This is a genomic window from Kitasatospora sp. MBT63 (assembly GCF_000710465.2).
Lineage (GTDB): Bacteria > Actinomycetota > Actinomycetes > Streptomycetales > Streptomycetaceae > Kitasatospora.
On the sequence record NZ_JAIZ01000806.1, the window covers coordinates 71,761 to 78,485 of the forward strand.

7 protein-coding genes are annotated in these 6,725 nt (G+C 73.2%); all 7 read right to left on the bottom strand.

Annotation, left to right across the window (positions count from 1 at the left end; translation table 11 throughout):
- Positions 1 to 190, bottom strand: a 190-nt coding sequence (locus AA75_RS42060; RefSeq protein WP_233289439.1) for an NUDIX hydrolase, incomplete at its 3' end; no start/stop codon positions are given.
- 32 nt (positions 191 to 222) lie between these two features.
- Entirely contained in the window at positions 223 to 1,110 is an 888-nt protein-coding gene (locus AA75_RS42065) for a phosphotransferase family protein (RefSeq protein ID WP_149030343.1), read from the bottom strand.
- Positions 1,107 to 1,598, bottom strand: coding sequence for an NUDIX domain-containing protein (locus tag AA75_RS42070; protein ID WP_051740764.1), 492 nt, complete (start codon positions 1,596 to 1,598; stop codon positions 1,107 to 1,109). Before AA75_RS42070 ends, AA75_RS42065 begins: the two co-directional genes overlap by 4 nt.
- Positions 1,595 to 2,971, bottom strand: a complete 1,377-nt coding sequence (locus AA75_RS42075) for an NUDIX hydrolase (protein WP_051740766.1) — start codon at positions 2,969 to 2,971, stop codon at positions 1,595 to 1,597. The genes AA75_RS42070 and AA75_RS42075 overlap by 4 nt, the downstream gene beginning before the upstream one ends.
- 170 nt (positions 2,972 to 3,141) lie before the next feature.
- Positions 3,142 to 4,320, bottom strand: coding sequence for a hypothetical protein (locus tag AA75_RS42080; protein ID WP_063794551.1), 1,179 nt, complete (start codon positions 4,318 to 4,320; stop codon positions 3,142 to 3,144).
- A gap of 5 nt (positions 4,321 to 4,325) precedes the next feature.
- The gene (gene fxlM, locus AA75_RS42085) at positions 4,326 to 6,419 is read right to left on the bottom strand and encodes a methyltransferase, FxLD system (RefSeq protein ID WP_033825794.1); all 2,094 of its coding nucleotides are present in this window, start codon (positions 6,417 to 6,419) and stop codon (positions 4,326 to 4,328) included.
- Between the two features lie 23 nt (positions 6,420 to 6,442).
- On the bottom strand, positions 6,443 to 6,725 hold a 283-nt coding region (locus AA75_RS50550; RefSeq protein WP_033825795.1), incomplete at its 5' end, for a lanthionine synthetase LanC family protein.

Sequence of the window (6,725 nt, forward strand, 5' to 3'; positions counted from 1 at the left end):
CCAGGCCCGACTCTTCGTGCAGCTCGCGGGCGGCGGCCTCGTCCAGACGCTCGCCCTCCTCGACCTTGCCACCGGGGACGGTCCAGGCGGGCACCGTGGACCAGGAATCGTTGGCGTAGTGGACGCAGGCGACCTTGCTCGCCTTCTCGTCGTGGACGATGACGCACACGGCCTGACGCAGGGACTGCACGGAGACTCCAACCGGTAGTGAGGAAAGGGCGTTCACGCAACGGGGTTCGGGTGGCGTAGCAGGTCGAGGACGGCGCGGGCGTAGCCGAGGACCTCCTCGTCCCGGCGGTGGCCCATGGCCCAGCGCAGCGCGACGGGGCAGTCGATCGCGGCCCACGCTCGGCACGCCGCCCGCTCCTGCGGCGTGAGTTCGCGCCCGTATCCGGTGGTGAATGCGGCTCGCAGGTCGGGGCGACGGGGGGTGAGCTGGAGCGTGAGGCGCATCAGGTCGCGGCGCGCGGGTGCTTCGACGTGGCTGCGCTCGAAGTCGATGACCCCGAGCAGCAGCCGGTCGCTCTCGCGGTGCACGATCCAGTTCCGCGGGCCGAAGTCGCCGTGGCAGTAGGCGAGCGCCGTGCGCGGGGGTTCGTGGCGGGTCGCCTCGACCAAGACGGTGATGTCCTCCTCCGGGAGGCGCGCCTCCCGGGCGCGGGCCAGCGCGCGTTCGCGCTCCTGGTCCCAGGGCAGGTACTCGCCGACGGGAGCGCCGGCCGTCGGCTGCGCGTGGATGACTGCGGCGAGGTGCCCGGCCTGCCGGTACACCTCCTGCTCCTCAGCGGCGGTGAGGTCGGTGCTGATGACCGGGGTGCCGGGCTGCGCGGAGGTGACGACGAGCAGCGACCGGGTGTCCTCGGCAAGCAGGGCCGGTGCCCGGCCGCTGCCGAGCGCTGGTGCGAGGAGACGGTAGGCGGCGGTTTCTCGCTGGTGCATGAGCGCGTTCTTGTGGCGCTTGGCGAACAGCCTGCGCCCGGCGGCACCGAGGACCTCCCAGACGACCGGGTGGCCGGCGCGATCGAGGGAGCGCACGCCCAGCAGCTCGTAGTCCTCTGCCGTCGCGCGCAGCAGATGGTCGACGTCGGCCGGCATGTCGGGGGCACTCACGGGGCCCACCCGACGGTGGACAGGGTGCTGCCGCGGGTGATCTCGGCGAGCGCGTGAGCGGTGTAGGGGACGGTGTCGTGCGCCAGCGAGTCGAGCGGCCACCAGCGAAGTTCCTCGCACTTGTGCGGCTCCGCGTTGCGCACGTGGCCGTGGTAACGGGTGGGGCGGAAGAACAGTTGGAGGCGGCTGCGGCCGTCGTCGGCGTCGAGGTGGTGCAGGGTGTGGACGAGCGCGAGGTCGTCCTCGGCGATGGTGATGCCGAGTTCCTCCTCGGCCTCGCGCGTCATGGAGCGGGTGACCGGCTCGCCGCGCTCCATGTGCCCGGCCGGCAGGTGCCAGAGGCCGTTCGCGTAGGCGGTGTTGCGGCGCCGGCCGAGCAGCACGCGGTCGGCGTTGGTCAGGACGAGGTGGACGCCGACGACCAGGGTCAGCGGATCCGTCCCGGACTCCGGGGAAGCGGCGAGGCGGAGGTCGTCGCGCTGGTTCACGCAGTCCTCCCGGAAGACAGGCTGGCGGCGTCGGCGAGCAGCGGCAGGTAGTGCTGCATATAGGGCGGGACTTTGAGCAGCGGCACCTCGTCGAGGGGGACCATGCGCACGGCCAGGCCCTCGTCGCCGAGCCGCAGGTCCGCCTCGCGGCCGTCCCAGACGGCGTGCAGGACACGGGTGAGCGGGAGGCCGAAACTGTGGTGGGGGTCGGGGAGAGTCCGCAGTCCGGTGATATCGATGCCGGCCTCCTCGCGGACCTCGCGCACCGCGCTCTCCCGGGCGCTCTCGTCGGCCTCGCGCCAGCCGCCGATCGGTGTCCAGTAGCCGGGCCAGGGCATGCCGGGCCGGTCTTCGCGCTGGTGCATCAGCAGTCGACCCGCGGGGTCGGTGACGAAGACCAGGACGCCCTCGAAGTCGTCGTCGTACGGGGCGGGGCGCTCCAGGTAGAGCGGGACACCGCAGCGGTGGGCGCGCATCACCTGCCGGAGCCGCTGGTAGCGGTCCGGCTCCATGAGCGACCGCCAGTTGTGGGCCGTCTCGAACCGGAACTCGGTGTGCTCGGCCGCATCGAGGCGGATCCGAGCCTGCTGCTCGGGGGTGAGGACGCCGCCGTCGAAGACGTAGCTGCAGACCGGCACGGGGTACTCGGTGCCCGCCTGTTCGTGGATGACGGCGACCAGGCGCCGACGGGCGACCACCTCGGGATTCTCGGCGGCGAGATCGAGCCCGATCTCCTCCTCGGCCTCGATCAGCGCGGTGGTGAAAGGCGTCCGGCCGTGCTCGACGTTGCCGCCGGGGAAGTTCCACACCGCCTGGTTGACGGTCGAGCGCATTCCCAAGATGCGGCCCTGCGGGTCGGTGATCAGGAGGCTGGCGTAGGTCGTAGGCCGGGCGATGGTGGTGACGTAGGTGCCGACCGGCCGCCAGCCGGGGACGGCCAGGCGGCGGTTCAGCCATTCGACGACCTCCCGCTGCCCGTCGCTGGTCGGCGGCAGGGCGCCCGGGCTCGTCCACTGGTGGCCGTCGTGGTCCCGGGAAAGGCGGATCAGGGTGCCGTCGGGCACGACGGTGGTGAAGACGAACTGCCGCACCCGCCGCCCGCGTTGGTTGGTGAAGTCCAGGTGCCGTACGTACTCCAGCGGCCACCCGGTCAGCCCGGTCTCCTCGGCCAACTCCCTCGCCGCACCCACCGGCACGCTCTCGCCGTCCTCCCGGCCGCCGCCCGGGTACTCCCACAGGCCGGGCAGAACGTCGTGCGGGGATCGGCGGATCATCAGGATCCGGCCCGCGGCGTCCCGGACCACCACGCCGACGCCGATCCGCTCGATGCCTTCGCGGGCGGCCAGGCCCGTGAGTGTGTCGAAGTCGATCACTGGAGGGGCTCCTCGGTGTCGCGGGCGGGCAGGGTCACCCGGCCGTGAGGCCGGGCGCGGGTACTGAGAGCCGGGACGATCGGGCCTTCCACAGGGGTACCTCCGGGCGCTGGTGGTGTTCGGGCACGCCGAACCGGCTGCCGACAGCGAAGTTCACCGCAAGTGCGCTGTCAGGACGTCGAGTTGGGCGGTTCGGTGTGTGGGGTGGCGACCGATGATGGTGCTGTTCGATTGCGTCGCTCAAGCGGATTTCCCCCGGGCGATCCCGGGTCGAACGGGGCTATTTCGACCACCCTTCGGGCGTGGTCGAGGGCCCCCTCCAGTCGGCCCCGGAGGGCCTTGGGCAGGGTGCCGGAGTCCAGTGCGCAGGCGGCGAGCGCCCGTTCGAGCGGGCTAATCCGGTCCGGTTCGAGGCGGGTGCGGACGCCCTCGTGGGCGAGGAGGTCGCGAAGTGCGTAGCCGTCGCCGGATTCACTCGTTCGGCTGGTCAGCTGCCGCAGCAGGTTTTTCGCGGAGGGGGTGTCCGGGTCGGCGGCGTCGAGGGCGGTCAGCGTGAGGCGGGTGGTGAAGGCGGCGAGGCCCTCCTCTGCGTCGAGCGCGAGGCAGTGGTCGATCGCTTGCTCGGCGGCGTCGTGGTCGCCGGGGCGGCACAGCGCGGTGAGCACCGCGGTAACCGCGTCCTCCCAGGCGTCGCCCGGCTCGGTGTCCTCCAGCAGGGCGAGGGCGCCCGGCCGGTCGCCGGTTGTGGCGCAGGCGAGGACGGCGGCCTGGCGGCCGTCGAGGATGCGCCGGCCGATGCCGCGGTGCTCCTCGATGTGTCGCAGGGCATCCTTCCAGCGGCCGGCGGCGGTGAGGGCGCGGGTGCCGTCGGCGATGACGACTCGCCACAGCCACGCCCGCACTTCGGCGCGCTGCTGGTCGGTCTCGGTCAGCTCGGCCGGGACGGTGATGCCGTCGAGGAGGGTGGCGGTGGCGGTGGTGACGGCTTGGTAGAGGTCGAGGAGCAGTTGGTGGCCGCGTTGGTGGTGGCCGGCGCGGATGTGGAGGCGGGCGAGGTTGACGATCGGCTCGAGTCCGCGGATGGCGCTCATCGCGGGTAGTGGGCCCCGGGGCAGGTAGAGGTCGGCGTGGCGGTGGCACAGTTCGCGGGCGTAGTCGGGCAGGTCGAGATCGGAGGCGAGGAGGGCCGCCTGGTTGAAGACGGTGGATGCCCGGCCCGGGTCTGCTCGCTGGGAGGCCGTGTCGGCCAGCTCGGAAAGCCGGCCGACACGGGCGTTCAGGGGCAGGCACGCGGGCCGGATCCTGGCGACCAGCGGGAAGCGCCGGGCGACGGGTCCGGTCGGGTGCACGGCGGCTACTCCCAGGTGATGGTGATCGGGTGGTTCGGGCGCTCCAGGACGAAGTGGCCGGCCGCCGGGTCGGCGGCGCCGGGGGTGTCGGGGAGGGCGATGCGCAGGCTCCGGGTGCGGAAGCCGGTGCTCCAGACGCGGATCTCCTCGGAGACGAGGTCGGCGAGCGCGGCGCCGTCGGGGCCGTGGCCGATGACGCCGGTCTCGTAGGTCTTGCGGCCGTCGGGGGTGGGCTCGCCGGGGCGCAGGGTGAGGTAGGCGAGGGAGCCGTCCCGGACGGTGGCCATGGCGCCCCAGCCGAACATCGGGGTGACGATGCCGCGCTCGCGGGCGGAGCCGGTGACGCTCATCCGCAACAGGGAGTTGGGCAGCGTCAGGGCCAGCCACAGGTCCTGGTACTCGTAGGTGGTGCCGCCGGGGATGGTCACCCCGGTCCAGGTCTCGTGGCGTCCGCTGTCGAGGACGCCGAGCAGCAGGGAGGCGTCGACCGCGTCGTCCTGGTCCCTGTGGACCTGGAGGGTGACGTCGCCCTCGCCGGTGAGGTGGACGGTGCGGCGGGCGTCGTCCATGCTGCCGCGCAGCGGCATGAAGACCGCGAGCTGGTCGTCGACCGACACCCAGCCGTCCTCGCCGCGCTCGAAGGCGATGGTCCGGGAGGCGGTGCCGCGCAGCCGCAGCGGCAGCACGATCCGCCCGGTGGGCTTGACCTGCTCCAGCCACGGGGTGGGCATCTCGCTGGTGCTGACGGTGGCGATCACCCGGTCGAACGGGGCCGCGGCCGGGTGACCGAGGGCGCCGTCACCGAGGACCGCCTCGACGTTGGTGATGCCGGCGTCGGCGAGGTGCTTGCGGGCGCCGTCGACGAGGTCCTCGTCCACGTCCACGGCCGTCACATGCCCGTCCGGGCCGACGATGCGACCCAAGTAGGCGGCGTTGACGCCGGTGCCCGCGCCGGCCTCGAAGATCCGCTCGCCGGGCTGCGGGGCGAGCTGCTCCAGCATCAGGGCGACGATCGCGGGCTGGGAGGCGGCGCTGATCTGCGTGCCGGAGCCGTCTGCCTTGGTGTAGGTGGGGTTGTCCGCGTACGCGGTCTCCAACGGGAAGCCGGGCAGGAAGTGCTCGCGGGCGACGGTGCGGAAGGCGTCCTCCACCGCGGTGGTGCGGATGGCGCCCTGTTCGAGCAGGCGGTCGGTGAGGGCGGCGCGCAGCTCCTCGGCGGTCGGGGTGGCGGAAGCGGTGTCGCTGCTGAGAGTAGTCATATGGGTGACCTTAGTAGTGGTACGGATGGTGGGCATCGAGGGCGCGGGGCCCTCGTCGGAGTGGAAGACGGCGTCCAACGCCCGTGCGGCCATGGCGGCTTGGTGGTCGACCGGCAGGCCGGCGCGGTTGGCGTGGAAGAGGAGGTGGTGCGCGAGGACCGCCCGCAGCCCGCGGGTGAGGCGGCCGTCGCGGGCGGTGCGGGCGAGGTCCTGCCCGGCCTGTTCGAAGGCGTGGACCCAGCCGCCGTGGTGGGCGAGCGGGGTGGTGTCGCGGGTGAGGGCCCAGGTGTCGAGGCGCATCAGGTGGCGCATCGCCGCGGCCAGGGTGACCGCGCGTTCGGGGGCCACGGGCGCGGGGGCGTCGCGGAGCATCGCGAACTGGGCCCAGACGTCGCCCTGTTCGTACCAGTCGAGTCCGGCCGCGCGGAGCATGGCGGAGGTCAGGACGACGGCGGTCTCGGTGCGGCCGAGGGCGGGCGGGTTCGGCTCGGCGGCCCGCGCGAGCAGGTGGCGGCTGTCGGCGTGGAAGAGGCGGTGGGCGATCTCCATGGCCTCGGGGCCGCCGAACGCCTCGGTCTCGGGCTCGTAGATCACGGTGGCCCAGCCCGTGACGAGGCCCTCCTCGGCGAGGGTGTCCAGCAGGGAGGTGAGGGCGGGCACGGGGGCGGCGGCGGCGCGGTAGCGCAGGCGCAGCCCCTTCTTGCGCATGTACCACCAGCTGTCCAGGTCCCCGTTGTCCTGGGCGAAGGCGAGCACGGGGGCCAGGTGTTGGGCGGCGGTTGGTTCGACGGTGGCGGGGTCGGCGAAGGCGAGGTCGTGCTGGATCCAGCCGGTGGTCATCGGATCGGTCCTCGGTCGGGTGGTCAGGAGGTGAGCAGGCAGGCGTCCCAGCGGGTCGCGGGGGTGCTGTCGGTGGCGGGGGCGAGCAGGGCCAGGGCGGTCCCGGCGGCGCCTTCCAGGAAGGCCGGCCCCGCGGTCGCCAGGAGGCGGTGGGCCTGCTCGTCGGGGTCGGCGTACGGAGGGTGGGTGGTGTCCAGGAGCAGGGCGGCGGCCGAACGCAGGCGGCCGGCGTTGCGCGGGGAGGCGTCGGCGGCGGCGCGGTGGGCGATGTGGGCGAGCCCGGCGTAGCCGTGGCAGGCGGACAGG